Source organism: Pseudomonas sp. 86_A (assembly GCF_017491705.1).
GTDB lineage: Bacteria > Pseudomonadota > Gammaproteobacteria > Pseudomonadales > Pseudomonadaceae > Aquipseudomonas > Aquipseudomonas koreensis.
In genome coordinates, this window is record NZ_JAFGYS010000015.1 from 90,253 (window position 1) to 114,021 (window position 23,769).

Consider the following 23,769-nt stretch of genomic DNA (forward strand, 5'->3'; position numbering starts at 1 on the left):
GACCGTAAGCATTCAGCCCACCTCGCGTGGGCTTTTTATTTGAAGGGAGTAACACCATGGGTCAAGTGATTGCAGGCACCTGCTACGTCAAAGTCGACGGTGCACAACTGACTATCAACGGCGGCTGCGAAGCCCCGCTGATGGCCGTCAAACGCGAAACCGTCGTACCGGGTTTCTACAAGGAAACCGACGTCGCGCCGTCGTTCAAAGTGACCGCGCTGCACACCGCCGACTTCCCGCTAAAGAAGCTGATCGAAGGCACCGACATTACCGTCACCTGCGAATTCAGCAACGGCAAAGTCTACGTGCTGGCCGGTGCCTACCTGGTCGAAGAGCCGGTGTCCAAAGGCGATGACGCCACCATCGAACTGAAATTCGAAGGCATCAAGGGGACCTGGCAATGAGCGGCGCCGTGAAGCTTCAGGTTGCGATCGAAGCTCACGGCGAGCCCCTGACCGAACTCGTCCTGCGCCGTCCGACGGTGCAGGAAGTGCGAGCGATCAAGGCGCTGCCGTACAAGATCGACAAGAGCGAAGAAGTCAGCCTCGACATGGACGTGGCGGCCAAATACATCGCCGTGTGCGCCGGTATTCCACCGTCGTCGGTCAACCAGCTCGATCTGGCTGACCTCAACGCGCTGAGCTGGGCCGTTGCGAGTTTTTTCATGAGTGCGGCGTCGGAGCCATCACCGACCTGATCGCAGTCGCCTATGACCTGGCCTGGTTCTGGAAGGTTGACCCCGAACAGATGATGGCCAGGCCACTGGATGTGCTCCGCGAATCGCTGGAGCACGCGCAACGGATCAATGCGATGCAGCAGGTGCAGTGATGGCGAATACAAATTTGAGCCTGATCCCGCAGAACTTTCCCGTCACGGTCAACATGCTCGTGGTGCTCAAGGGCGCCGAGAAAATGGAGGCCGAGATGAAGGGGCTGCGCGGCAAGGTCGCAGCATTCAAGAAAAGCATGGAAGACAGCGGCCTCGAGCCGCTGGACGTGGCCGGTTTCATTGCCGAAGGTGGTTTGCTCAAGCCGTTTCAGGACGGCATTAAAAAAGCCATTGAAGCGCAGGATGCGCTGGCGAAGAAAGCCAGGGCACTCAAGGGCCTGAAAGTGCCGAAGGTGGTGCAGGGGGAAACTTCGGCCAACCTGGCAAAATTCAACGAAGCGCTGGACAAGATTTCGCTGAATATCGGTCAGGCGTTGTTGCCGGCCGTCAACGGCATCGTCACGGCGCTGACACCGGTGATCACCTCGATCGGTCAGTTCGTTGCGAACAACCCGTACCTCGTCGAGGGACTGGCAGCAGCGGCGGTGGCGTTCACGGTGGTGACGGTCGGAGCGATGGGGCTGATCGGTGTGCTGGGGATTTTGACCTCACCCATCGGGCTGATTGCGGCGGCTATCGCCGCAGCGGTGGCCATCATCGTGATTGGCGCACGGTTGATCACCAATAACTGGGCGTCGATTTCCGGATTCTTCGGCGGGATGTGGGACTACGTCTCGACGAAATTCAAGGCTGGAGTTGCGGCGACCACACAGGCAATCGAGTCGATGAGCGAATCGATCAGCAAAACATGGGGAGAAATCCGCGAGGGCTTTTTTGCCGGGGTCGACAGTGTCGTCAACGTCTACAACGGCTTGGCTGCGAAGGCGCAAGTGGGCATCGACAAGCTCGCGGCGGCCTTCGACTTCTCGCCGAGTGAGGTGTGGAACAAGGCTTTGGCGAAAGCCAGCGGCATCGTCAGTGATTTCTTCGCCAGCACGATGGCGGATGCGCAAGCGGGGATCGACAAGCTCAGTGCGAAGTTCGATTTCTCACCGCGTGAGGTGTGGAACAAGGCACTGGCGAAAGCCAGCAGTGTTATCAGTGATTTCTTTGCCAGCACGATGGCGGATGCGCAAGCGGGGATCGACAAGCTCAGTGCGAAGTTCGATTTCTCACCGCGTGAGGTGTGGAACAAGGCACTGGCGAAAGCCAGCAGTGTTATCAGTGATTTCTTCGCCAGCGCGATGGCGGATGCGCAAGCGGGGATCGACAAGCTCAGTGCGAAGTTCGATTTTTCGCCGAGTGAGGTGATGAGCAAGGCACTGGCAACCGCGAGCAGTGTCGTCAGTGATTTCTTCACTGGCGTACAGGCTAAAGCGTCTGCCGGTGTGGAAGCGCTCAAGGCGAAGTTCAGCTGGTCGCCGGTGCAGACGATCACTGGCGCTTGGGGCTCGCTGAACAATCTGTTTGGCGATCTTGTTGCTGGTGTTGCAGGCAACGCAGCGGCGCAGTGGGAACAAGTCAAATCGATCTTCACGCAGTCGCCCGTGGCGATGATTGAATCTGCGTGGCAACCCGTGGCCGGAGTTTTCTCGGCGCTGTGGGATGTCCTGCGGGCTTCGATGGCCGCGCTGCAGGACAACCTGCGCAGCGTGTTCGACGTATTGCCGGTGGAATCGGCAACGGCGGCCTGGAACGGCGTAACGGGATACTTTTCCAGCTTGTGGGCATCGTTGACCACGGATGCACAAGCGGTAAAAGGCGTGTTTGGCGATCTGTTCAGCCAGTCGCCTCTGGAGTCGATCCAGCAGAAATGGCAGCCGGTGCTGACCTGGTTCGGTGAGATGTGGACCAAGCTGCAAGGCATCTTCGGGCAGGTGAAAGAATTGCTCGGCGGCAACTTCTCCGGCGTCTTCGCGACACTCACGGGCACCAGCGCAGCGGCACCCGCGGGTGGCACGACATTGAGCAGCCCGTTGCCGCAATCTTCCAGCGCCCTGATCCAGCAAACCGCCGCCAACAACCGTACGCAACTCGAAGGCGGCCTGACCGTGCGCTTCGAAAATGCGCCGGCAGGGCTGCGTACCGATCAACCGCAAACCAATCAACCCGGGCTGGCGCTGTCTTCGCGCATCGGCTATCGCTCGCTGTCGGCAGGAGGTTCCAATGAACTGGCGTGACCGTTTGTTGCCGGCATCGTTTCGCGGTGTCGGGTTCTGGATCGATCAGGCGAAAACCCCGGTCGGTCGCAAAGGTCAGTTGCACGAATACCCGCAACGCGACCTGCCGTATTTCGAGGATCTGGGCCAGCAAGCCAAGACCCACGACATCACGGCATTTATCATCGGTGCCGACTGCCTGGAGCAGCGCGACAAGCTGCTCAAGGCGCTGGAGCAGGGCAGTGGCGAGCTGGTGCACCCGTGGCTGGGACGCCTGCAAGTCAAGGTCGGTGAATGCGATATGACCCACACCCGCCAGGACGGCGGGCTGGTGACGTTCAGTCTGAAGTTCTACCCCGACCGGCCTTTGCCGTTCCCGACCGCCACCGTCAGTACGCAAAAAGTCCTGTTGGCCAAAGCTGACACTTTGTTGGGTTCTGCGGTGGCGCGCTTCGAACAGGCGATGACGTTGATCAAGGCCGCGCGGATCGGCATCGCCAATCTGCGCAACAGCCTGACCGGGGTCTATGAGGTGATCAAAGAGCAGCTCAAACCGCTGATCGCGCAGTACAAGCAAATCACTGAACTGGTCAAAGCCGTCAAGGAATTGCCCAAGGAAGTGGCGGCGGAGTTCAAGGGTTTGCTCGGCGATATCAAGGAACTCAAGGAGTTCGCGAAGGAGGGCTACCGTGGCGTGATTGCCGACGTGTCCCAACAACTCGAAGCCATCCGCAAGGCTGACGCGCCGAAGATCACCACCGGCAAGGACACCAACGCCGCGGCGCAAGCTATGGCCGATCTGGTGCAGGACACTCTGATTGTCAAAGTGGCGCAATGGGTCGCTTCGATGCCGGTGGCGGCGAAACCGGTGAAGTTACTGTCGACCCCTTCCTTGGATCAGCAGTCGAAGCAGCCGATTTCTCGACAGGAAGTGCCGGCCACCGACGATTTGCAGGCGCTTCAAAAGGATTTGGTCGATGCGCTCCAAATGGCCAAAGACAAAGCCGGTCCAGCGCACTATCAGGCTATCAGCGACGTGCAGGATGCTTTGGTGGCGCACCTCAAAGCCGTAGCGTCATCGGGGGTGCGCCTGGTCACCAAGTCGTTTCAGGAAAGTTTGCCGGCGCTGGTAGTGGCTTACAAACAGTTCAGTGATGCGACACGGGTGACCGAAGTGGTCCAGCGTAACGGATCGACCAACCCGTTGTTCCTGCCACCCAACGACGTGAAAGTCTCTCGGGAGTAGTCATGGACGTAATGGACAACCATGTCACGCTGACCGTCGACAACATGGAATACGGCGGCTGGAAAAGCGTGGAAATCACCGCTGACCTGGAGCGCCAGTTCCGCACCTTCAAACTCGACATCACCTGGCAATGGCCGGGGCAGACGGTGGACAAACCGATCAAGCCCGGCGACCCGTGCGAGGTGAAAATCGGCAACGATCTGGTGCTCACCGGCTACGTGTTCAAGGCGCCGATCAGCTACGACGGACGGCAGATCAGCCTGAGCATCGAGGGCAGTTCCAAGACTCAGGATCTGGTCGATTGCGCGGCCACCAACCGGCCGAATCAATGGCATGACCAACCGCTGTCGAGCATCGTCCTGGCGCTGGTGCAGGAGTACTCGCAATCGGTGGTCAATGAGATCCCCGAGACAACGCGCCTGACCCGGCACACGATCGTGCCGGGTGAAACGGTGTTTCAGTCGATCGACCGTCTGCTCTCGTTGTTGCGGGTGTTTTCCACCGATGACGAGCAGGGCCGGCTGGTGCTGGCCAAACCCGGCAGCGGTGGACGCGCCAGTGATGCGCTGGAACTGGGCAAAAACATCCTGTCGGCCAACGCGCCAATGGATTACAGCCAGGTGTTCTCCGAGTACCGGGTGATCGGCCAGCAAAAAGGTTCGGACAAGAAGAGCGGGGCGGCGGTCAGCGAGGTTGAATCCAGCGCGGCCGACCTGTCCTTCAAACGCCGGCGGACCACGGTGATCAACGAGGGCACGCAACTGACCTTCGAGCTGGCCCAGCAACGCGCCCAATGGGAGAGCGCCACCCGTATGGGCCGGGCGCTGACCACCACTTATCAGGTGCAGGGCTGGCGCCAATCCAACGGCGATTTGTGGCGACACAACACGCTGGTCAAGGTCAAGGACCCGGTGCTCGGCTTCGACGGTGACATGCTGATCTCCAAAGTGACGTACTCGCTGTCGGCGCAAGGCTCGGTGACCACACTGCAAGTGGCGCCGCCGCATACCTTCGATCCGGATCCGATGCCCCCGAAAAAATCTTCGGCCTGACACCGCCCCTGTAGGAGTGAGCCTGCTCGCGAAAGCGGTAGACCGGCCACTGAAAGGTCGACTGCACTGACGCCATCGCGAGCAGGCTCACTCCTACAGTTGACCGCGTCGTGCCCATCTTTTGAAGGACAAATTCATGAGCCTACTGACACGCCTGCTGGCGCGCGGCACTGTCGTGCTCGCCAATTCGGCATCCAAGCTGCAATCGCTGCAAATGCGCCTCACCGCCGGCGAGGTGAACGACGACATGGAGCATTTCGAACCCTACGGTTTCACCAGCAACCCGTTGGCCGGCGCCGAGGGCATCGTCACCTTTCTCGGTGGTGATCGCTCCCACGCCATCGCCCTGGTGGTCGCCGACCGCCGTTATCGCCTGCAGTCGCTGGCCGCTGGCGAAGTGGCGATCTACACCGACGAGGGCGACAAAATTCATTTCAAGCGAGGGCGGATCATCGACATCGAAACCGCCACGCTGAACATCCGCGCCAGCAGCGCGGTGAACTTCGACACGCCGGTGATCAACCAGACCGGCAAGATCGTCTCCACCGGCGATCAGCTCGCCGGCGGCATCAGCCAGATCAAACACGTGCACGTCGGCGTGCAGGCCGGTAGCGGCCAGACCGGTGCGCCGGCAGGAGGCAAGTGATGTTCATCAGCCAGAACCTCCACGCCGCACTGACCCGCGCGGTGCTCATCAGCCTGTTCACCTGGCGACGCGCCGCCGATGACGACGCCCTCGACGACGAAGAGCGCTTCGGCTGGTGGGGCGACACCTTTCCCACCGTCGCCGACGACCGCATCGGCTCGCGGCTGTGGCTGTTGCGCCGGGTCAAGCTGACCCGACAGACCCAGATGGACGCCGAATTCTATGCCCGCGAAGCCTTGCAATGGCTGATCGACGACGGCCACTGCAGCGCCATCGACATCATCAGCGAACGCCTCGACGCCCAGCGCCTGAACCTGCGCACGGTCCTGACCCTGGCCGACGGCGAACGTCTGGACATCAACCCCGATAACAGTTGGCAGGTGATCTATGCCGTTTGAAACCCCTTCGCTGCCGGTGCTGATCAAGCGCACCCAAAGCGACCTGGCCGGCGATTCGCTGCGCCAGTCCGATGCGCAAGTGCTGGCCCGTACTCTCGGCGGCGCCGCTTATGGCCTGTACGGTTATCTCGACTGGATTGCCGAGCAGATTCTGCCGGACAAGGCCGACGAATCGACCCTTGAACGCATCGCCGCCCTGCGTCTGAACCAGCCACGCAAACCGGCACAAGTCGCCACCGGCAGCGTCAGCTTTACCGCGACTGCCGGTGCGGTGCTGGATGTCGACACGCTGCTGCAAGCGAGCGATGGCCGGACCTACAAAGTCACCTCCGCCCGCACAACGACTAACGGCAGCAACACCACCACGATCGCTGCGCTGGATGCCGGCAGCCTGGGCAATGCCGATGCCGGTCTGGCATTGACGCCGGTGCAGCCGATTGCCGGCGTCGTCGGTAACAGTTTCGTGGTGCTGGCGCCGGGCCTCAGCGGCGGCGTAGCGCGGGAAAGTCTGGAGTCGCTGCGCTCGCGGGTGATCCGTTCCTATCGCGTGATTCCCCACGGTGGCTCGGCCAGCGACTACGAGACCTGGGCGCTGGAAGTGCCGGGCGTGACCCGCGCGTGGTGCCGTGGCGGTCTGCTCGGGCCGGGCACGGTGACGGTGTTCATCATGCGTGATGAAGACCCGCAACCGGTGCCCAACGATGAGCAATTGGCAGAGGTTCAGGACTACATCGAACCGCTGCGTCCGGTGACCGCGGAAGTGCACGTGCAGCGGCCGATTCAGGTGCCGGTGGTGTATCGCTTCAAGAGCGTCAATCCGGACACCAGCGCCGTGCGCGCCGCCGTCGAAGCGCAACTGCGCGACTTGCACAACCGCGAGGCCGATCTGGGCGTGCCGCTGCTGATCAGCCATATCCGCGAAGCCATCAGCAGCGCCGGCGGTGAGTACGACCACACGCTGACCGCGCCGGCCGCTGACGTGCCTGCCGGGAAAAGCGAACTGCTCACCTTCGGAGGTTGCGTATGGGGGGCATAAGAACCGCCGCGCAATACCAGGCGCAGCTGCGCGCGTTGCTGCCGAGCGGCCCGGCGTGGGATCCGGAGCGCGTTCCGGAGCTCGAGGATGTGCTGCAAGGCGTTGCCGTCGAACTGGCGCGCCTCGACGCCCGCGCCGCTGACCTGCTGAACGAGATGGACCCGGCCGGCGTCAGCGAACTGGTGCCGGACTGGGAACGGGTGATGGAACTGCCCGACCCGTGCCTGGGCACCACGCCGCTGTTCGACGACCGCCGCCTCGCGGTACGCCGGCGTTTGCTGGCGGTGGGCAGTCAGGCGGTCGGCTACTACCTCGACATCGCCAGAAGCCAGGGCTACCCCAACGCCAGCATCACCGAACACGAAGCCCCTCGCATGGGCCGCTCGCGTTTCGGCGCGGCGCACTGGGGCACCTGGGAAGCGCAATTCATGTGGACGCTCAACACCGGCGGCCGCCTGCTGCTCGGTCGACGCTACGGCGCGAGCTACTGGGGCGAACGCTTCGGCGTCAACCCGGGCTCGGCACTGGAGTGCCTGATCCACCGCAGTGCGCCGGCGCATACCAAGGTGCACATCAATTATGACTAAGGAGGAATGAGGGGATGGATTATCCGAAGAGTGTTCCCAGCGCCGGGTTGGTGAATGGGAAGTTTGTTGATGAGGACGCTATCAACGGCACACCGGGCTCGTTGATTCCTGCTGCCTGGGGCAATGGTGTGACGGAAGAAATCGTCAACGTCATCAAGGCAGCTGCCATCGTGCCAGACGAACAGAATCATGGTCAGCTTCAGCAGGCGATCATAAAAAACATCAGTGACAGATTACCCGGCCAGGCCAGCGAAACCGTTGCCGGAATCATGAAAGTCGCGACTCAGGATCAGGTCGGGGGCGGCGTGGATGACACGGTGGCGGTGACGCCGAAGAAGCTCAAACTTGGATTCAGCGTGGCAAACAACGGCGGAACCGGTTACCTCGGTTTTCCGTCCTGGATGGGCGGCTTGATCATCCAGTGGGGATGGATCAATAGCGCCACGACAGACGTGATTACCCCGCTTCCGGTCAGCTTCAACTCGAACTTTTTTCGAGTGATGGTGTGCAACGACTACACCGCATCCTCTGGGTCGATCGGTTATATCGCCGCCTCGCCTCGAAGCTTGTCCTCCTTCGTTTCCCGGGGTTCTAGCCCGTCTCTGGGCGCCCAATACATCGCCATAGGCAAGTAGGCCGTTTATGAAAATTTATTGGAGCCCTTCGGTTCAGGGTTTTTTTGACTCTCGTATCAATTCGTCGATTCCCAAGGACGCTGTCGAGATATCGCCATCACACCGTAACGAGTTGATCGACGGATCCAGGCGCAATCAGGTGATTGTGTGTCGCGCCAATGGCTTTCCCATTCTGGCCGATGCACCGTCCGCTACGCCGGCAGAGTCCACGATCATTGAACGCCAATGGCGTGATGCGCAATTGAGCGAAACGGATCCCATGGTTGCACGGCACCGCGACGAGTTGGAAAACGCAGAAAACACCACCCTGTCAGTCGAGCAATACGCGGCGTTGCAGCAATATCGCCGCGACCTACGCAACTGGCCCTCATCGACGCAGTTTCCAGCCATGTCAGGACGCCCTGTGCTGTCGGTTGCAGGCAACGTCACTGTGAAAAAATCCCGGACCAGGTCCCGGGCCAAACCGTGATGCAATGAACTGGCGCGGATACCCCTAAGGCCACTTTGACGCGTTATTTGTCGAAGCTCGCAGTCTGCCTTCCGCTTCGCCCAAGCCCACTTCACCGTGGGCTTTTTTATTTTCAGAAAACAGACCGCTGTCGGGTTCTCAATAGTGAACCTGACGACGCGGTTCATTTGTTATTTCAGAGGAACGAAAGACCTATGGACTATCCAAAAAGCGTCCCCAGCGTCGGCCTGGTCAATGGCCGCTTCGTCGATGAAAACCCGGTGGCGGGAACGCCGGGTTCGTTGATTCCGGCGGTGTGGGGCAACAGCGTCACACAAGAAATTCTGAACGTGATTGCCGGCGCCGGATTAACCGCCGCTGAAGCCGATACCGGCCAGTTGCTCAAAGCCATTCAATCGATTGTCGGCAATGCCAGTCCGATGCGTTCGGTAGTGACGCGGCTGACGGCTTCCAAGTCGCTAACCGACCCTGAGCTGGGCCTGGTGCTGATCGATGGCGGTTCCAGTGCCGTAACGGTGACCTTGCCGCCGGCAAACGCGGCGCTGGGGATCCGCGATGTGATTGTTCGGCGCATGGACAACAGCGGCAACCGTCTGGTGGTTCAGGCGTCGGGTTCCGACCGCATTCGTTTTCACACTCACCTTTCACCCAGCGGTTATCCGTTTCTGGTGTTGATGGGAGGAGGCGACTGGTGGCAGTTGCGCAGCGATGCTGCCGGTAGTTGGTGGCCAGTCGGTCGCTTCGACAACACCCCCCTTGGCCGGCCGTTTTTCGAGACGACCACATTGCTCAGCCCCGGTGGTTACGGAGCGCTCAACGGCACGGTCATGAAGCGTGTCGAGTGGCCGTGGCTGTGGGACCACGCTCAGCTTTCCGGAATGTTGGGCACTGAAGCCGCGCGCGCTGGCAACGAAGGTAAATGGACGTCGGGTGACGGCGCGGCAACCTTCCGCGGTCCGGAAGGGCGCGGCGAATTTCTGCGAGTGTTGGACGAGGGCCGGGGCGTGGATACGGGCCGTGCCATGGGGTCGTTTCAGGTTGGATCGACTCATTCGTATGCCATGGGCGCCAATGGTGCCGGTGCAGTGGGTGCGTGGTGGTCGGACAGCCTGACCGGTTTTGGCGCCGATACCCGTGAAGAGCCGCAGTACGTGTCCGGACTGGTCAATGGTGGCCCGATCTTCCCCGTCAACACGTCTTACCAGCGCGATACCGCCAACGCGCTGCTGTTCGCTTTCAAATCCCGTCCTCGCAACATCGCCTATCCCGGCCGCATCAAACTCATCTGAGGTGCCTATGTTCAATTATCTGTTTGACGGCTCGGGCGCTCTGTCCGGGCCTGTCGAGTTTTTCGTGACGCCAGGGATTGGCATCCAGCTGCCCAGCAACGCGGTCCAGCTGTCGTTCGTATTGCCTGCGCCGGAAACCGGTCGTGCCTGGGCGCTGATCAATGGGGTCCCTCGCGAAGTGATTGACCGGCGTGGTCCGGTTTATCGCAAGGACGGTGGCGGGCAACAGCTCTGGAGTGAACTGGGGGAGTTGCCCGACACCTTGACAGAGCAGCCCTGGCCAGGGGAGTTCCACGTATGGCGCGACAACGCCTGGCAACTGGATGAGCAAATCCGCAAGGTCAGCATGAGCCAGCAGGTCCTGGAGCAGCGCGATGCACTCCTTCGCGACGCGGTGCTGCGCATTGCCCCGCTGCAATACGCCGAAGACATTGGCGATGCCGATCATGACGAACAACTGCTGCTGATCGAGTGGAAGCTCTACAGCGTAGAGCTGAACCGTATCGAAAAACAGCCAGGATTTCCCGATGAAATCACCTGGCCGGTCGCCCCCGGCACAGCGGTAGCCAACTGATTCAGCACAGGGAACAGTGCAATGGATTATCCAAAAAGTATTCCCGGCGTTGGCCTGGTCAACGGCGGCTTCGTCGATGAAAACCCGATCGCCGGTTCGCCCGGTTCGTTGATCCCCGCCGCCTGGGGCAACAGCGTCACGCAGGAAATTCTCAATGCGATCAAGGCAGCCGGGCTGACGCCCGATGAAGCCAGAACCGACCAGTTGGCAACGGCCATCGGTGCACTGGTCGACTTCACCAAATTGAAAAACACCCCGACCACGTTGGCCGGTTACGGCATCACCGATGCGGTGGGACGGTTGCTGGCGGTCCGGCAGATCGAGACGGTCGGGATCACGGTTTACAAGCCCAATCCCAGGGCCAAACGAATTCGCGTGCGGTTGGTGGGGGCGGGTGGTTCGGGTGGTGGGTGTGGGCCCATTGCTGCACCGTATCAAGGCATCGGTGGCGGTGGCGGAGCGGGCGCTTATGGCGAGAGCCTGTATGACGTCACGCCGGAAATGCTCGCCGGTGTGCCTGTTTCGCTGGGGGCCGGTGGTGCTGCCCGCAACGCGGCTGGCCAGGCGGGCGGTGGTGCTTCCTTTGGTTCTTACCTGAGTGTTTCCGGCGGTATGGGCGGGCAGATGATTTCTGTCCCGACCGGAGCGGGTGCGTCCGGCTTTGTGCAAGGCGGCGCGGGAGGCCAAGTGGTGACGGGGGGCAACCTCTGCAGTGCGCGGGGAATCCCCGGTACTTATGCGATGTACAACGCCAATTGGGGCGTGCTTTGTGGCGGCGGCGGCCCTAGTCCGTTTGACGGTGGTGCCCCATTGGTGGGCGTGAACGGCAACGGCATCGCCGGCATCCGTGGCTCGGGTGGCAGCGGTTCATGCTCGGTCAACGCTTCGGCTTCGGTCGTCAGTGGCGCTGGCGGCAACGCCTTCTGTGAAATCTGGGAGTACGAATAATGGCCCGTTATGCACGAGTGGAAAACGGTGTCGCGGTCGAGGTGATCGATACCGGTGGCTACGCGATCACCCAACTGTTTGCTCCCGCTTTCGTCGAGGCAATGGTGCCGGTGCGGGAGGGCATGCAGATTGAAATCGGTGCACCCATCGGCGAACTGCGCCAGGAGATTGCGCCGCTGCCTGTAACGGTCAGTCCGGTCGTTACCCCTGAAATCATCCCCGAGGAGCAAGAGTCTTTGGTGGCGGCGCGCGCTTGGCGCCAGTCCAGCCTGTCGGCCACGGAATGGTGGGTGACGCGACATCGAGACGAGCAGGAACTGGGACGCGGGACGACGCTCAAGGCCGCGCAGTATCTGGAGTTGCTGGAATACCGTCAGGCGCTGCGGGACTGGCCTGATTCAAATCGTTTTCCATCGGAAGTTTCCCGGCCTTTGGTCCCCACGTGGCTCGCCGCTGATGATGGCTAACGCCATCAAGTTGTATGTGTTTTCAGATCAGGAGATGAGCAATGGATTATCCAAAAAGTGTTCCCAGTGCAGGTCTGGTGGACGGTAAGTTTATCGATGAGGACCCGGTAGCGGGCAAACCGGGATCGTTGATTCCGGCGAGTTGGGGGAACGGCGTCACGCAGGAGTTGCTGAAGGTTATCCAAAGTGCAGGTCTTACGCCGACAGAGTCCGCCAATGATCAACTGCTGGGGGCTTTACGCAGCAACAAGTTGTTCGTGACTGCGCCGCAATTCGACAGTGGCAAATCGGTCGCAACTACTGAGTTCGTAACCCGAGCAGGTTTGCAGTTTTCAGGTTTCGTGTCCTACGGCACTAGTACAATTCTGAGCGCCGCCAATATTGGTGGAGTCGCCAGCTTTGCGAGTAACTCTCCGATCACTGCGACGTTGCCTTCGATCAACGGAGTTGCCCACGCCAGTACCCTTCAAGTGATCAATGCGGGCACCGGTATTTTGACTATCAATCCGGCGGCTAATGAACTGATCGAAACCTGTAATGGCACATTCGGACCGCTGAAGCTGGATCTTGGTGATTCCGCTTGCCTGATCAAACTGAGCAATCAATGGCGGTTGTATGGGGGATCGATCAGCGACAGGTATGCCACAGCTCATTCCGGTGTCGTAGGTAACGTCGGTTATCAGCGCTATCCCAGCGGAAACATCGACCAGTGGGGGGTTGGCGCCACGGATGCCAAAGGCGACGTTAATATCAGCTTTCCCATCTCTTTTCCCAACGCGTTTTCATCGATCGTGGCCATCCATTCGGGGGGCGACGGCGCGATGGTCGTCATGTACTCCAACTCTGCGACGAAACAGGGTTGCCGGCTGAAGGTCCGAAGCTACACCGGTGACGTCAATGCGAATTGGGGTGTTTTTTACCTTGCAAAGGGCTACTGAATGAATCCGTTCAATGTATTGTTCAGCGCCAGCACCCGGGGCGCGTATGTGCCGGGTATCAATTCGACGGACATTCCCGACGACGTTATCGAAATTCCCCAGGGCTACTGGATCTCGCTGCTGCAGCAGATGGCGGTCACCCCGAAAGTGATTGGCGTGCGTGCTGACAACGGCTATCCGGTTCTGGTCGATCCACCGCCGCCTTCGCCGGATGAAGCTGCGGACATCGAGCGCTCATGGCGTACGGCGCAACTGGCCGCCACTGACGGTCTGGTGGCCCGTGACCGCGATGAACTCGAGGACGGCGGCGGCACCACGTTGACCACCGAGCAATACGCCCAATTGCAAACCTATCGCCGTGAGCTGCGGGACTGGCCGCAGGGTTCTTTTTTTCCGTTCAGCGAGCATCGGCCGGTAGCGCCGAAGTGGTTGGCTGCAGCGCTTTGATTCTTCAGGGATGTTGAAATGGATTATCCAAAAAGCGTTCCCAGCGTCGGGCTGGTGAACGGCAAGTTCGTCAATGAAGACGCCGTCGCCGGCCTGCCCGGATCGCTGATCCCGGCCACCTGGGGTAACAGCGTTACCGATGAACTGTTGAACGTCGTCAAATCTGCAGGTCTTGAACCCAGCGAAACCGATGCAACGCAACTGTTGCAGGCGTTGAAAAAAATCAGTCAGGCCGGTGAAGACAAGCATGCGACCGATATTGGTGCGGCCAATCTGTACATGGCCAACTACGTGCCGGCCATTGCTACGTTGAAGGATGGTCTGGCGCTGCGCTTTACCGCTGGCAACGCCAACACCGGGGCGAGTACGTTTGCTCCGAACGGCTTGCTGCCCAAGCCGCTGGTGAGTCTGGCGCTGAGTGCGTTGCGGCCTGCCGAGATTGTCGCCGGCAGTGTGTGTTCGGTGGTGTATAGCGCGGCGCTGGACAGTTGGGTGCTGGTGTATGCCAGCGGTGGCGGTGCGGCGAGTGGGCGCTTATTGGGAGTGAAGACGTTTACCTCGTCTGGCACTTATGTGCCGACGGTGGGGATGAAGAATGTGCTGGTCAAGGTAGTGGGGGGTGGTGGCGGGAGTGCGGGAGTTGCAGCTACGAACGCAAACGAAACTACGCTTGCGGGAGGAGGGGCCTCGGGTAGTTATGCTGAGTCATGGATTTCATCGGTGCTCATTGGAAGCAGTCAAGTCATCACGGTAGGCGTTGGTGGCACACCAGGAGCCATTGGCGTGAGCGGTGGGCCGGGTGGGACGAGTTCTGTCGGCTCTCTGGTGTCCGCTCCTGGGGGGAACGGATCATCCCGTTTTGAAACGATCGCGGTTGCCGGTTTCGGTCTATTCGTGGGAGGTACGCCAGGCATCAACGCAACCGGAGGCAACATCCTCAACAGCAGTGGAGCTGCTGGAAGCCCAGGAATCAATGTCAATCCTCAACAGCAGTGGAGCTGCTGGAAGCCCAGGAATCAATGTCAATGGTTCAATTCTTGCGGGTCATGGCGGGAGTTCACCGCTGGGCAGTGGTGGCGCTGGTAGAGGTGCTGGTTCGGGTGCAGCATCGGGCAGCGGCTATGGCTCCGGCGCGGGTGGTATCGCCAATGGCCCCAGCCAGCCAGGTTATCCCGGCGGAGCAGGAGCGCCGGGCGTGGTCATCCTCTACGAGTACGCCTGATGAAAACCTACGCACGCATCGTCAATAACACCGTGGTCGAGCTGTTTTCGACTGACGGCAACATGGTCGAGATGTTCCACCCTGATTTGCAGTGGGCCGACATCACCGACGTGACACCGGCACCGCAAATCGACTGGAACGCCAATTTCGGCACTCTCGGCTGGGTGTTCGCGGCCCCCGAAGTCGCGGTACCGAACAACATCCTGACAACTCTGGCAAAAAAATGGCTGGGGGGCGTTGTCCGCCAACCATGATTCAATCGGAGCATCCAGGGAGGATTACGCATTATGCAAATAACTGAAGACAACCTTAAAACCATCATGCCCAACGCCCGCAGCCAAGCGGGCGTTTTTGTTTCTGCACTTAATAACGCAATGACTCGCCACCATATCGACTCGCCAAAACGCATCGCTGCGTTCCTCGCGCAAATCGGTCACGAGTCGGGACAGTTGCAATACGTGCGGGAACTGGGCAACAACCAATACCTGAGCAAGTACGACACCGGCACGCTGGCGCTGCGCCTGGGCAACACGCCCGAGGCCGATGGCGACGGGCAGAAGTACCGCGGTCGCGGGCTGATCCAGATCACCGGTCGCAGCAACTATCGCCAGTGCAGCCTGGGCCTGTTCGGTGACGAACGCTTGCTGTCCTTGCCGGAGTTGCTGGAGCAACCGCAATGGGCGGCCGAGTCCGCCGCCTGGTTCTGGGAACAGAACGGCTTGAACGGTCTGGCCGATCGCGACCAGTTCAACAGCATCACTCGCCGAATCAACGGCGGGTTGAATGGCCTGCAGGATCGTCTCGACATCTGGGCGCGGGCGAGGGCGGTGTTATGTCCATCTCCTGGCGCGTGATCGGCTTTTTGGTGCTGGCAGCCGTGGCGGCCGCTCTGGCCTGGCAGTTTCAGGACTGGCGCTACGGGCGGCAACTGGCCGAGCAAGCGCGGCTGCACGCCGACACCCTCAATCAACTGACCTCGGCCGCGGCCACCGCGCAGCAGGCCGAGCAGGACAAGCGTCTGGCCCTCGAGCAACGTCTCGCGGCCAGTGAGCAAACCCACTATCGAGCACTCAGTGATGCCCAACGTGATCAGGATCGCCTGCGCGATCGTCTTGCCACTGCTGATCTGCGCCTGTCAGTCCTCATCGACGCAGGCGACGCTGCCCAAGGCTGCGGGGTGCCAGCCACCACCGGCACCGGCAACGTGGATCATGCAACCGTACGCGCCCGACTTGACCCGGCGCATGCTCAACGAATTATCGCCATCACCGACACCGGCGACCGCGGACTGATTGCCCTGCAGGCCTGTCAGGCGTATGTCAGAGCGTTGGCGCCCGAACATTTTGAATGAGTCTGTGTATTGAAAGCGCAACCGGGTCGTGTACGGTGGTGTCATTCCACCCGATCCGGAGCGTACCGTGAAAGAGATCACTCAACTGGCTGCCGATCTTGGCCGACGTCTGCAGTTGCTCAATGCCCACGTCACCACCGCCGAATCCTGTACCGGTGGCGGGATTGCCGAAGCGATCACACGTATTCCGGGGAGTTCGGCGTGGTTCGAGGCCGGTTACGTGACCTACTCCAACCGGCAGAAAACCCGGCAACTGAATGTCCCCGCCGAATTGTTCGACACGGTGGGCGCGGTCAGTCGCGAGGTGGTCGAGTCGATGGTGCGTGGCGCGCAGAAGCACAGTCTGGCGCGGTTTGCCGTGGCAGTCAGCGGCGTGGCCGGGCCCGATGGCGGCACCCCGAACAAACCGGTGGGCACGGTGTGGCTGGCCTGGGGTGTGGGCGACGCGGTGTCCAGCGAGGTTCAGCACTTCCCCGGCAACCGCGACGAAGTCCGCCGACAAACGGTGAAGGCCGCGCTAGAGGGGCTCCTGCGACTAGCGGCACGAGAAATCGAAAATCAGGGGTAGGCGATCCGCGAACGCTGTGGAATAATACTGGCTACTTATACAGGTGTTGGCCGTCAGGCCTTATTGATTACGTGAGGACTTTAATGGACGACAACAAGAAGAAAGCCTTGGCTGCGGCCCTGGGTCAGATCGAACGTCAATTCGGCAAGGGTGCCGTAATGCGTATGGGCGATCAGGATCGTCAGGCGATCCCATCCATCTCCACTGGCTCTCTGGGTCTGGACATTGCACTCGGCATCGGCGGCCTGCCAAAAGGCCGTATCGTTGAAATCTACGGTCCTGAATCCTCCGGTAAAACCACACTGACACTGTCCGTGATCGCCCAGGCTCAAAAAGCCGGCGCGACCTGCGCTTTTGTCGACGCCGAACACGCCCTCGACCCTGAGTACGCCGGCAAGCTGGGCGTCAACGTCGATGACCTGCTGGTGTCCCAGCCGGACACCGGCGAACAGGCCCTGGAAATCACCGACATGCTGGTGCGCTCCAACGCCGTCGACGTGATCATCGTCGACTCCGTGGCCGCGCTGGTACCGAAGGCTGAAATCGAAGGCGAAATGGGTGACATGCACGTGGGCCTGCAAGCCCGTCTGATGTCCCAGGCGCTGCGTAAAATCACCGGTAACATCAAGAACGCCAACTGCCTGGTGATCTTCATCAACCAGATCCGCATGAAGATCGGCGTGATGTTCGGCAGCCCGGAAACCACCACCGGTGGTAACGCGCTGAAGTTCTATGCTTCGGTCCGTCTCGACATCCGCCGTACCGGCGCGGTGAAGGAAGGCGACGAAGTGGTCGGTAGCGAAACCCGCGTCAAGGTTGTGAAGAACAAGGTCGCTTCGCCGTTCCGTCAGGCCGAGTTCCAGATTCTTTACGGCAAGGGTATCTACCTCAATGGCGAGATGATCGACCTGGGCGTACTGCACGGTTTCGTCGAGAAGTCCGGCGCCTGGTATGCCTACGAAGGCACCAAGATCGGTCAGGGCAAGGCCAACTCGGCCAAGTTCCTGGCAGACAACCCGGAAATCGCCGCCAAGCTCGAGAAGCAACTGCGTGACAAGCTGCTGGCGCCAGCAGCGGACGTCAAGGCTTCGGCAACCCGTGACAAGGTCGACGAGATGGCCGAGGCCGACATCGACGTTTGAAGTCTTTGAATGACACTTGTACTCGATACCCTCGTCGCGGTGCGGCGAACCGCCATGGACCTGCTCGCTCGACGCGAGCACGGTCGAGTCGAACTGACGCGTAAACTGCGTCAGCGCGGCGCTGAGGCGGAAATGATCGAAACAGCCCTCGACCGTTTGACGGAAGAGGGCCTGCTTTCCGAAGCCCGTTACCTTGAAAGCTTTGTGTCCTACCGTGCCCGTTCCGGCTACGGCCCTTTGCGGATTCGCGAGGAACTGGGCCAGCGTGGTTTGCAACGCGCCGATATCGAACTCGCCCTGCGCGAAAGCGGTATCGACTGGCAGGAGCAGCTACGGGATACGTGGCAGCGCAAGTTCTCCGGGCACTTGCCCATTGATGCCAAAGAACGGGCCAAGCAAGGCCGGTTCCTTGCGTATCGGGGCTTCTCGATGGAGATGATCAACCGCTTGTTCAGCGGCAGAGGGATGGACGATTAAGTCGGATTAAATAGAAACGGCCCGCTATGAAAATAGCGGGCCGTTTTTTTTTGCCTTCAAATGACCTTCGAGGGCTCACGTGCGCGTTGTGAGGTTGGCGGTCGGGTGTCGGCCCAGTTTTCCGGAAGGTTGATGTAGTCCACCAGCTCCCTGAGCCGGCCATGATTCCGGGCATTGAACGCGAAGGCCAACCGCACCAGATGGCTGTACTGCGCTTCGTCGTGTTCCTCGCCGCTGTAGGCGTGTTGATGGAACTGGTCACTCAAGCACAGATCGGCGAAAGCCTCCTGCATATGTGCCAACGCCTGGTCGCTGAGTTTATGGTTCATGCGGATCACGAACTGGCGCTTGAGCCAGCGACTGGAGTGGAAGTTGCTGTAGAACTGGTTGATCTGCTCCACCGCCTCGTCGACGCTGTAGACCAGCCGCATCAGTTTCAGGTCGGTAGGCAGGATGTAGCGATTGTCTGCGAGTTGCTGGCGTATGAAATCCAGCGCGCCTTGCCAGAACGTTCCGCCCGGCGCATCGAGCAACACCACCGGCACCAATGGACTTTTACCGGTCTGGATCAGCGTCAGCACTTCCAGTGCCTCGTCCAGTGTGCCGAATCCGCCAGGGCACAGCACCAGCGCATCGGCTTCCTTGACGAAGAACAGTTTGCGGGTGAAAAAGAAATGGAACGGCAGCAGGTTGCCGGTGCCGTTCACGGTCGGGTTGGCATGTTGCTCGAAGGGCAGTGTGATGTTGAACCCTAGGCTGTGATCGCGACCAGCACCTTCGTGCGCAGCGGCCATGATTCCGCCGCCAGCCCCGGTGATGACCATCATGTTCGAACGCGTCAGGGCCGCGCCGAGTTCCCGGGCCATTGCATACAACGGATGCTCGACCGGCGTGCGGGCCGAGCCGAACACCGTGACCTTGCGGCGTCCCTTGAATTGTTCCAGCACGCGAAACGCCTGTTCCAGCTCGCGCAGGGCTTGCAGGGTGATTTTGGCATTCCAGCGATTGTGGTCTTCCTGGGCCATGCGCAGCACGGTCAGGATCATGTCGCGATAAATCGGCAGGTTCGGGCTGTTGGGGGAAATCTGCTTGAGCTGTTCTTCGACCTTGCTGATGAGGTCGGGGCCGCTTTCCTGAAAATGACGGCTGAGCAGGTCATTCGGTTGGTAAGGCATTCAACGTCTCCTTCTGCACAGAGCTTGTGGCCCTGACGTGCGGCGTCAGTGCCGCGCTGCAAAAAACACACACATTCGGCAGCTCCTTTTTTCTGCCGTGAACAGGTGATCGGAAATACTTTGAATCTAGACCCTCGCGAGCCATTGCGCTGAGTTGATCATTACGCCGCGAGATCTTTTCTGGCAACCGTTGGTTATCGATTGGCAACAGCGTTCACCGCTCGTCCGAACGTCCGCCGTAGAGCAATCACTCTGATTTACTAACCTACAGGCACTGTACGACAGCTTGGAGTCAGTAACCGTACACAGGGTGCGCGCTTTATCAAGGATTCGCGGGTAGCAGGCAAGGAGGCGGGACAGATGGCCAGAGTGGTTCTGGAAATCGATACGCAGCTGTATCGGATGCTCAAAGCATCAGCCGAGACCAATCAAGTGAGTCTCGAAGAGGAGTGCTGCCGTCGGTTGGCAGGTGGAGAACGACGTTCTCGTTACTTGCAGGCCTTGGTGGCCGAATTGCGCGCCGAGGATGAACAGCGGCGCGCCAACACCGGGTGATTACTTCTTCTTCGCCGGGGCCGCTTTCGGGCAATCGGACTCTTGATAGCTGGCCGAGCCGATTGCGCGGTTGGTCTTCACTTCACTGAAGTCATAACGCATGATCGCGCCCTTGGCCATCAGCTTGCGGTAAGACGGGTTATTGCACACCGAGGCACCCAGCTGGAAATACACGGCTTTTGGATCAGCACGCATTTTGTCGGCGTGGCTGGCTTGCACGCTCAGGTGGTTGATCAGGGTAACGCCCTCAACGGTGTAACCTTGGTCAAGAATGTCTTCATTGATTGCCCGAGGCGTGCCGACGCTACTTTGGGCGGCGACGTTGCGCAGCTCTCTGTTCAGATTCTGCTCACTCAAGGACGCTGCCTGAGCGGTGAAGGACGACGCCAGCAGAATGGCAGCGGTAGGAACGATAAGGCGCAGCATGAAACTCTCCTGATTCAGTGACTGGTGGTTCGACCAGCCCTGTGGCTGTGCGTTCAGTGGCGGCGGATTATAGGGGAGCCGGTCGGGACGGTACAGGCTTGTGCCCGTCGCTCTGGTAAACTGCCGGCCTTTATTGCCTTGCCGAGTGCTGTGCGTGTCGAGTTTTCCTGCAGTGGGGCGTTGCCCGTGACCCATCATGCCCCCAACGCCGTAGCCCGCTTGCGCGACCAGCGCGAGGACGAGGGTATCAAGCCGATTCAGGCCCGTGGTTTTCGCTCCGAGCGTTGCCGCGACTGCCGGGTGATCATCAGCCATTGCCTGTGTGCCTGGCGACCGACGGTCGAAGCCCGTTCCGGTGTGTGCTTGATCATGACCGGCAAAGAAGTGTTCAAGCCGAGCAATACCGGTTGGTTGATTGCCGATGTGGTGCGCGACAACCACGCGTTCATCTGGTCGCGCACCGAGCCTGATCCGCAGATGCTGGCGCTGCTCAACGACCCGCAATGGCAGCCCTACCTGGTGTTTCCCGGCGAATACGTCGAGCCCTCGCGCGTGACCAACACCGTCGCTCTCGATAGCAGCAAGCGTCCACTGTTTATTCTGCTCGATGCGACCTGGACCGAAGCGCGCAAGATCTTCCGCAAGAGTCCGTATTTCGAGCGCTTGCCGATTCTCAGCCTGTTGCCCGACAAGCTCTCGCGCTATCGCCTGCGCCGCTCCACCCGCAGCGAGCACCTGTGCACCGCCGAAGTCGCGGCGTTGTGCCTGGAACTGGCCGGGGACAGCGACGCGGCGTCGGCGCTGGACGCTTATTTCGATGTGTTCAGCCAGCATTACCTGGGCGCCAAGCAACAGTTGGATGTCAATGAGTCGACCCCGGCCCACGCCGAGTTGTTGCCCTATATACGAAAGCCGCAAGCGGTGTTGGCCCCATAGTGGCCCATACTTCACCCAGCGCCGGCCGTGCTGCTTGACCACCCCGGCTACGCTGGGCATGCTTGGCGCCGATTGGGGTGCGGCCAAGGTTTGAAACGCCGTGTTTGCAAGTGATTGGCGTTGAACGTGCCCCTGTGGATAGCGCTGTGCGGCGGTATCTTGAGTTGCTTTGGCGAGACCCGAATGCGTCGGGTCTGCCATCAAAAACAGGATCATTTGAAAAATGGCCACATACGACATCCTGATTGCCGATGATCACCCTCTGTTTCGTAGCGCACTGCATCAAGCGGTGACCCTGGGCCTTGGCCCGGATGTACGACTGGTAGAGGTGGCGAGCATCGCCGAACTGGAAGCGCGCCTGACCGAAAAGGCTGACTGGGATCTGGTCCTGCTGGACCTGAACATGCCCGGCGCGTTCGGGTTTTCCGGTCTGGTCATGTTGCGCGGGCAATACCCGCAGATTCCGGTGGTGATGGTCTCGGCCCAGGAAGAAGCCTCGGTCATGGTCAAGTCCCGGGAGTTCGGCGCCAGTGGCTTCATTCCCAAGTCCAGTGATCTGAAAGTGATCCAGGAAGCGGTGCGCAAGGTGCTCGATGGCGACGTGTTCTGGCCACCGCAAGCATTTGAAGCAGTGAGTGTTTCCGACGAGGCCAAAGCCGCCAGCGATGGCCTCGCCAGCCTGACCCCGCAACAGTTCCGCGTATTGACCATGGTCTGTGAAGGCTTGCTGAACAAGCAGATTGCCTATGAGCTGAGCGTGTCCGAGGCGACCATCAAGGCCCACGTCACGGCGATCTTTCGCAAGTTGAACGTGCGCACCCGGACCCAGGCGGCTTTACTTCTGCAACAACTTGAGTCAATTCCGAGCCAATAAAGGCTGGCGTCTTCACGCTTTTTTGACTTTTGTTGCTCTAGCTTTCCCACTCCTTTTTGGTTGGTTTCTACTTTATGTCACCTTTCAAGGGCCAGACCGGCCTGAAACGCATCCTCAACGCTTCCGGTTACTCGCTGGACGGCCTGCGCGCAGCCTTCACCGGCGAAGCGGCGTTCCGCCAACTGGTGCTGCTCAATGTGGTGCTGATTCCGCTGACGTTCTTCCTGAATGTCAGCCGTGTCGAGCAGGCGCTGCTGATCGCCGTGTGCCTGCTGGCGCTGATCGTCGAGCTGCTGAATTCGGCGGTGGAAGCGGCCATCGACCGCATATCCCTCGAGCTGCACCCACTGTCGAAGAATGCCAAGGACATGGGCAGCGCCGCGCAATTCGTGGCCCTGAGCATGATTGCCCTGGTATGGGCGGTGATCCTGCTTTAAGCGATGCTCGGCAACACGATCTCGTCGCTGCGCTGCACCCCGGCGGTGAAGGCGCGGCACAGGTCGAGAAACTCGCGCATGGCCGAGGTCTGGTATTTCTGCTTGTGCCAGATGAAGTAGAACTGCCGGGACAGATCCAGATCCGGCGTTTCCACGGCCACCAGACTCCCGCGCCGAAACGCATCGCGCAGCGCCAGCCGCGAAATACAGCCAATCCCCAGTCCTGATTCCACCGCGCGTTTGATCGCTTCGGTGTGCTCCAGCTCCAGACGGATATTCAGCGCGCTGCGATGGTGCCGCATGGCCTGATCGAAGGTCAGCCGCGTGCCCGAGCCCTGTTCACGCAGAATCCACGCCTCACGGGTCAACTCTTCCATGGTCGCGCTGCCGCGTTGGGCGAGCGGATGTTGCGGCGCACAGAACACCACCAGCTCATCCTCGACCCAGCTCTGCACTTCGATGTCCGGATGGCTGCAATCGCCTTCGATTAGACCCAGATCAATTTCGTAGTGGGCGACCTGGTGCACGATATTGGCAGTGTTCTGTACGTGCAGTTTCACCTGGCTTTCCGGATGGCGTTGCATGAAGCCGCCGATCAACAGCGTCGCCAGGTAATTGCCGATGGTCAGCGTGGCGCCCACCGACAGCGAGCCGAAACCGGATTTGCCGTTGAGCAGATCCTCGATTTCCTTGGACTGGTCGAGCAGGGCCACCGCTTGCGGCAACAGCTGTTTACCGAGGGCGTTGAGGCTCAGGCGTTTGCCGGCGCGATCGAACAGCTGGCAGCTGGACTGGCGCTCCAGTTCGGTGATCGAGGTGCTTGCCGCCGACTGCGAGAGGTTGAGCAGACCCGCAGCACGGGATACGCTTTCCTGCTGGGCGACGGCGACGAAGACTTGCAGTTGACGAAGAGTAAATCGCATATCGATATAACCGATAACCCTTAT

At 60.2% G+C, this 23,769-nt stretch carries 30 protein-coding genes and 1 pseudogene; 28 read left to right on the plus strand and 3 right to left on the minus strand.

What is annotated here, in order from left to right:
• Positions 1-56 precede the first annotated feature (56 nt).
• From J5M57_RS22505 to recX, 24 genes and pseudogenes are all read left to right on the plus strand, one after another.
• A complete protein-coding gene (locus tag J5M57_RS22505; RefSeq protein WP_007964335.1) occupies positions 57-404 on the plus strand; it encodes a phage tail tube protein in 348 nt (115 codons plus the stop codon).
• A complete protein-coding gene (locus J5M57_RS22510; protein WP_003222226.1) occupies positions 401-697 on the plus strand; it encodes a phage tail assembly protein in 297 nt (98 codons plus the stop codon). The genes J5M57_RS22505 and J5M57_RS22510 overlap by 4 nt, the downstream gene beginning before the upstream one ends.
• A gap of 130 nt (positions 698-827) precedes the next feature.
• Positions 828-2,948, plus strand: coding sequence for a hypothetical protein (locus J5M57_RS22515; protein ID WP_207847230.1), 2,121 nt, complete (start codon positions 828-830; stop codon positions 2,946-2,948).
• Positions 2,935-4,173, plus strand: coding sequence for a DNA circularization N-terminal domain-containing protein (locus J5M57_RS22520; protein ID WP_207847221.1), 1,239 nt, complete (start codon positions 2,935-2,937; stop codon positions 4,171-4,173). Before J5M57_RS22515 ends, J5M57_RS22520 begins: the two co-directional genes overlap by 14 nt.
• A gap of 2 nt (positions 4,174-4,175) precedes the next feature.
• Positions 4,176-5,225: a phage baseplate assembly protein gene (locus J5M57_RS22525; protein WP_169841182.1), complete on the plus strand. Its 1,050-nt coding sequence runs from the start codon at positions 4,176-4,178 to the stop codon at positions 5,223-5,225.
• Between the two features lie 136 nt (positions 5,226-5,361).
• Positions 5,362-5,871, plus strand: coding sequence for a phage baseplate assembly protein V (locus J5M57_RS22530; RefSeq protein ID WP_083366843.1), 510 nt, complete (start codon positions 5,362-5,364; stop codon positions 5,869-5,871).
• Entirely contained in the window at positions 5,871-6,269 is a 399-nt protein-coding gene (locus J5M57_RS22535; RefSeq protein WP_102355692.1) for a phage GP46 family protein, read from the plus strand. Before J5M57_RS22530 ends, J5M57_RS22535 begins: the two co-directional genes overlap by 1 nt.
• Positions 6,259-7,305: a baseplate J/gp47 family protein gene (locus tag J5M57_RS22540; RefSeq protein WP_083366842.1), complete on the plus strand. Its 1,047-nt coding sequence runs from the start codon at positions 6,259-6,261 to the stop codon at positions 7,303-7,305. The genes J5M57_RS22535 and J5M57_RS22540 overlap by 11 nt, the downstream gene beginning before the upstream one ends.
• Positions 7,293-7,892, plus strand: coding sequence for a putative phage tail protein (locus J5M57_RS22545; protein WP_207847219.1), 600 nt, complete (start codon positions 7,293-7,295; stop codon positions 7,890-7,892). The genes J5M57_RS22540 and J5M57_RS22545 overlap by 13 nt, the downstream gene beginning before the upstream one ends.
• A 14-nt stretch (positions 7,893-7,906) precedes the next feature.
• Positions 7,907-8,104 (plus strand): annotated as a pseudogene (locus J5M57_RS29150) (phage tail protein); the annotation flags it as partial.
• Between the two features lie 430 nt (positions 8,105-8,534).
• Positions 8,535-8,996 (plus strand): phage tail assembly chaperone, encoded by a 462-nt coding sequence (locus J5M57_RS22555; protein ID WP_207847217.1) that lies wholly within the window; start codon positions 8,535-8,537, stop codon positions 8,994-8,996.
• 194 nt (positions 8,997-9,190) lie between these two features.
• Positions 9,191-10,285 carry a phage tail protein gene (locus tag J5M57_RS22560; RefSeq protein WP_207847215.1) on the plus strand — a complete coding sequence of 365 codons (1,095 nt, stop codon included), beginning with the start codon at positions 9,191-9,193 and terminating at the stop codon, positions 10,283-10,285.
• 7 nt (positions 10,286-10,292) lie between these two features.
• Positions 10,293-10,859, plus strand: a complete 567-nt coding sequence (locus J5M57_RS22565; protein ID WP_207847213.1) for a tail fiber assembly protein — start codon at positions 10,293-10,295, stop codon at positions 10,857-10,859.
• A gap of 21 nt (positions 10,860-10,880) precedes the next feature.
• On the plus strand, positions 10,881-11,807 hold the full coding sequence (locus J5M57_RS22570) for a hypothetical protein (protein WP_169841176.1): 927 nt from the start codon (positions 10,881-10,883) through the stop codon (positions 11,805-11,807).
• Entirely contained in the window at positions 11,807-12,274 is a 468-nt protein-coding gene (locus tag J5M57_RS22575; RefSeq protein WP_207847202.1) for a phage tail assembly chaperone, read from the plus strand. The genes J5M57_RS22570 and J5M57_RS22575 overlap by 1 nt, the downstream gene beginning before the upstream one ends.
• 41 nt (positions 12,275-12,315) lie before the next feature.
• The gene (locus J5M57_RS22580) at positions 12,316-13,212 is read left to right on the plus strand and encodes a phage tail protein (protein WP_207847200.1); all 897 of its coding nucleotides are present in this window, start codon (positions 12,316-12,318) and stop codon (positions 13,210-13,212) included.
• On the plus strand, positions 13,213-13,659 hold the full coding sequence (locus J5M57_RS22585) for a phage tail assembly chaperone (RefSeq protein WP_207847197.1): 447 nt from the start codon (positions 13,213-13,215) through the stop codon (positions 13,657-13,659).
• Between the two features lie 18 nt (positions 13,660-13,677).
• Positions 13,678-14,745 (plus strand): hypothetical protein, encoded by a 1,068-nt coding sequence (locus tag J5M57_RS22590; protein ID WP_243435045.1) that lies wholly within the window; start codon positions 13,678-13,680, stop codon positions 14,743-14,745.
• Between the two features lie 135 nt (positions 14,746-14,880).
• Positions 14,881-15,135: a hypothetical protein gene (locus tag J5M57_RS22595; RefSeq protein WP_207847195.1), complete on the plus strand. Its 255-nt coding sequence runs from the start codon at positions 14,881-14,883 to the stop codon at positions 15,133-15,135.
• Between the two features lie 33 nt (positions 15,136-15,168).
• Positions 15,169-15,735, plus strand: coding sequence for a glycoside hydrolase family 19 protein (locus J5M57_RS22600; RefSeq protein WP_207847192.1), 567 nt, complete (start codon positions 15,169-15,171; stop codon positions 15,733-15,735).
• A complete protein-coding gene (locus tag J5M57_RS22605) occupies positions 15,714-16,232 on the plus strand; it encodes a lysis system i-spanin subunit Rz (protein WP_083366835.1) in 519 nt (172 codons plus the stop codon). The genes J5M57_RS22600 and J5M57_RS22605 overlap by 22 nt, the downstream gene beginning before the upstream one ends.
• A gap of 67 nt (positions 16,233-16,299) precedes the next feature.
• Positions 16,300-16,800 carry a CinA family protein gene (locus tag J5M57_RS22610; protein WP_169841169.1) on the plus strand — a complete coding sequence of 167 codons (501 nt, stop codon included), beginning with the start codon at positions 16,300-16,302 and terminating at the stop codon, positions 16,798-16,800.
• An 83-nt stretch (positions 16,801-16,883) separates the two neighbouring features.
• Positions 16,884-17,942: a recombinase RecA gene (recA, locus tag J5M57_RS22615; RefSeq protein ID WP_064586244.1), complete on the plus strand. Its 1,059-nt coding sequence runs from the start codon at positions 16,884-16,886 to the stop codon at positions 17,940-17,942.
• Between the two features lie 9 nt (positions 17,943-17,951).
• On the plus strand, positions 17,952-18,419 hold the full coding sequence (gene recX, locus J5M57_RS22620; protein ID WP_169841168.1) for a recombination regulator RecX: 468 nt from the start codon (positions 17,952-17,954) through the stop codon (positions 18,417-18,419).
• Between the two features lie 56 nt (positions 18,420-18,475).
• Here the strand turns inward: recX and J5M57_RS22625 are convergent, their stop codons facing one another.
• Complete coding sequence (locus J5M57_RS22625; protein ID WP_064586247.1) at positions 18,476-19,594, minus strand: TIGR00730 family Rossman fold protein; 1,119 nt, start codon at positions 19,592-19,594, stop codon at positions 18,476-18,478.
• A gap of 360 nt (positions 19,595-19,954) precedes the next feature.
• Here J5M57_RS22625 and J5M57_RS22630 point away from each other — a divergent pair, with 360 nt between their 5' ends.
• The gene (locus J5M57_RS22630) at positions 19,955-20,149 is read left to right on the plus strand and encodes a hypothetical protein (protein ID WP_007964369.1); all 195 of its coding nucleotides are present in this window, start codon (positions 19,955-19,957) and stop codon (positions 20,147-20,149) included.
• Here the strand turns inward: J5M57_RS22630 and J5M57_RS22635 are convergent, their stop codons facing one another.
• Positions 20,150-20,575, minus strand: a complete 426-nt coding sequence (locus J5M57_RS22635) for a PA3611 family quorum-sensing-regulated virulence factor (RefSeq protein ID WP_064586249.1) — start codon at positions 20,573-20,575, stop codon at positions 20,150-20,152. It abuts the gene before it with no gap.
• Positions 20,576-20,761: 186 nt separating this feature from the next.
• On the opposite strand from J5M57_RS22635, the gene J5M57_RS22640 reads away from it, so the two are divergent.
• From J5M57_RS22640 to J5M57_RS22650, 3 genes are all read left to right on the plus strand, one after another.
• Positions 20,762-21,511: a tRNA-uridine aminocarboxypropyltransferase gene (locus J5M57_RS22640; protein ID WP_207847189.1), complete on the plus strand. Its 750-nt coding sequence runs from the start codon at positions 20,762-20,764 to the stop codon at positions 21,509-21,511.
• A 223-nt stretch (positions 21,512-21,734) separates the two neighbouring features.
• Entirely contained in the window at positions 21,735-22,385 is a 651-nt protein-coding gene (gene erdR / locus J5M57_RS22645; RefSeq protein WP_207847186.1) for a response regulator transcription factor ErdR, read from the plus strand.
• Positions 22,386-22,459: 74 nt separating this feature from the next.
• On the plus strand, positions 22,460-22,822 hold the full coding sequence (locus tag J5M57_RS22650) for a diacylglycerol kinase (protein WP_003222276.1): 363 nt from the start codon (positions 22,460-22,462) through the stop codon (positions 22,820-22,822).
• On the opposite strand, the gene J5M57_RS22655 is transcribed toward J5M57_RS22650, so the two are convergent.
• Positions 22,819-23,745, minus strand: a complete 927-nt coding sequence (locus J5M57_RS22655) for a LysR family transcriptional regulator (RefSeq protein ID WP_207847183.1) — start codon at positions 23,743-23,745, stop codon at positions 22,819-22,821. The genes J5M57_RS22650 and J5M57_RS22655 overlap by 4 nt on opposite strands.
• Positions 23,746-23,769: the final 24 nt, after the last annotated feature.

Bases quoted from the DNA above. Each gene is read 5' to 3' on its own strand.
- J5M57_RS22505 (WP_007964335.1), top strand. From the start codon at position 57: ATGGGTCAAGTGATTGCAGGCACCTGCTACGTCAAAGTCGACGGTGCA.
- J5M57_RS22510 (WP_003222226.1), top strand. From the start codon at position 401: ATGAGCGGCGCCGTGAAGCTTCAGGTTGCGATCGAAGCTCACGGCGAG.
- J5M57_RS22515 (WP_207847230.1), top strand. From the start codon at position 828: ATGGCGAATACAAATTTGAGCCTGATCCCGCAGAACTTTCCCGTCACG.
- J5M57_RS22520 (WP_207847221.1), top strand. From the start codon at position 2,935: ATGAACTGGCGTGACCGTTTGTTGCCGGCATCGTTTCGCGGTGTCGGG.
- J5M57_RS22525 (WP_169841182.1), top strand. From the start codon at position 4,176: ATGGACGTAATGGACAACCATGTCACGCTGACCGTCGACAACATGGAA.
- J5M57_RS22530 (WP_083366843.1), top strand. From the start codon at position 5,362: ATGAGCCTACTGACACGCCTGCTGGCGCGCGGCACTGTCGTGCTCGCC.
- J5M57_RS22535 (WP_102355692.1), top strand. From the start codon at position 5,871: ATGTTCATCAGCCAGAACCTCCACGCCGCACTGACCCGCGCGGTGCTC.
- J5M57_RS22540 (WP_083366842.1), top strand. From the start codon at position 6,259: ATGCCGTTTGAAACCCCTTCGCTGCCGGTGCTGATCAAGCGCACCCAA.
- J5M57_RS22545 (WP_207847219.1), top strand. From the start codon at position 7,293: ATGGGGGGCATAAGAACCGCCGCGCAATACCAGGCGCAGCTGCGCGCG.
- J5M57_RS22555 (WP_207847217.1), top strand. From the start codon at position 8,535: ATGAAAATTTATTGGAGCCCTTCGGTTCAGGGTTTTTTTGACTCTCGT.
- J5M57_RS22560 (WP_207847215.1), top strand. From the start codon at position 9,191: ATGGACTATCCAAAAAGCGTCCCCAGCGTCGGCCTGGTCAATGGCCGC.
- J5M57_RS22565 (WP_207847213.1), top strand. From the start codon at position 10,293: ATGTTCAATTATCTGTTTGACGGCTCGGGCGCTCTGTCCGGGCCTGTC.
- J5M57_RS22570 (WP_169841176.1), top strand. From the start codon at position 10,881: ATGGATTATCCAAAAAGTATTCCCGGCGTTGGCCTGGTCAACGGCGGC.
- J5M57_RS22575 (WP_207847202.1), top strand. From the start codon at position 11,807: ATGGCCCGTTATGCACGAGTGGAAAACGGTGTCGCGGTCGAGGTGATC.
- J5M57_RS22580 (WP_207847200.1), top strand. From the start codon at position 12,316: ATGGATTATCCAAAAAGTGTTCCCAGTGCAGGTCTGGTGGACGGTAAG.
- J5M57_RS22585 (WP_207847197.1), top strand. From the start codon at position 13,213: ATGAATCCGTTCAATGTATTGTTCAGCGCCAGCACCCGGGGCGCGTAT.
- J5M57_RS22590 (WP_243435045.1), top strand. From the start codon at position 13,678: ATGGATTATCCAAAAAGCGTTCCCAGCGTCGGGCTGGTGAACGGCAAG.
- J5M57_RS22595 (WP_207847195.1), top strand. From the start codon at position 14,881: ATGAAAACCTACGCACGCATCGTCAATAACACCGTGGTCGAGCTGTTT.
- J5M57_RS22600 (WP_207847192.1), top strand. From the start codon at position 15,169: ATGCAAATAACTGAAGACAACCTTAAAACCATCATGCCCAACGCCCGC.
- J5M57_RS22605 (WP_083366835.1), top strand. From the start codon at position 15,714: ATGTCCATCTCCTGGCGCGTGATCGGCTTTTTGGTGCTGGCAGCCGTG.
- recA (WP_064586244.1), top strand. From the start codon at position 16,884: ATGGACGACAACAAGAAGAAAGCCTTGGCTGCGGCCCTGGGTCAGATC.
- recX (WP_169841168.1), top strand. From the start codon at position 17,952: ATGACACTTGTACTCGATACCCTCGTCGCGGTGCGGCGAACCGCCATG.
- J5M57_RS22625 (WP_064586247.1), bottom strand. From the start codon at position 19,594: ATGCCTTACCAACCGAATGACCTGCTCAGCCGTCATTTTCAGGAAAGC.
- J5M57_RS22630 (WP_007964369.1), top strand. From the start codon at position 19,955: ATGGCCAGAGTGGTTCTGGAAATCGATACGCAGCTGTATCGGATGCTC.
- J5M57_RS22635 (WP_064586249.1), bottom strand. From the start codon at position 20,575: ATGCTGCGCCTTATCGTTCCTACCGCTGCCATTCTGCTGGCGTCGTCC.
- erdR (WP_207847186.1), top strand. From the start codon at position 21,735: ATGGCCACATACGACATCCTGATTGCCGATGATCACCCTCTGTTTCGT.
- J5M57_RS22650 (WP_003222276.1), top strand. From the start codon at position 22,460: ATGTCACCTTTCAAGGGCCAGACCGGCCTGAAACGCATCCTCAACGCT.
- J5M57_RS22655 (WP_207847183.1), bottom strand. From the start codon at position 23,745: ATGCGATTTACTCTTCGTCAACTGCAAGTCTTCGTCGCCGTCGCCCAG.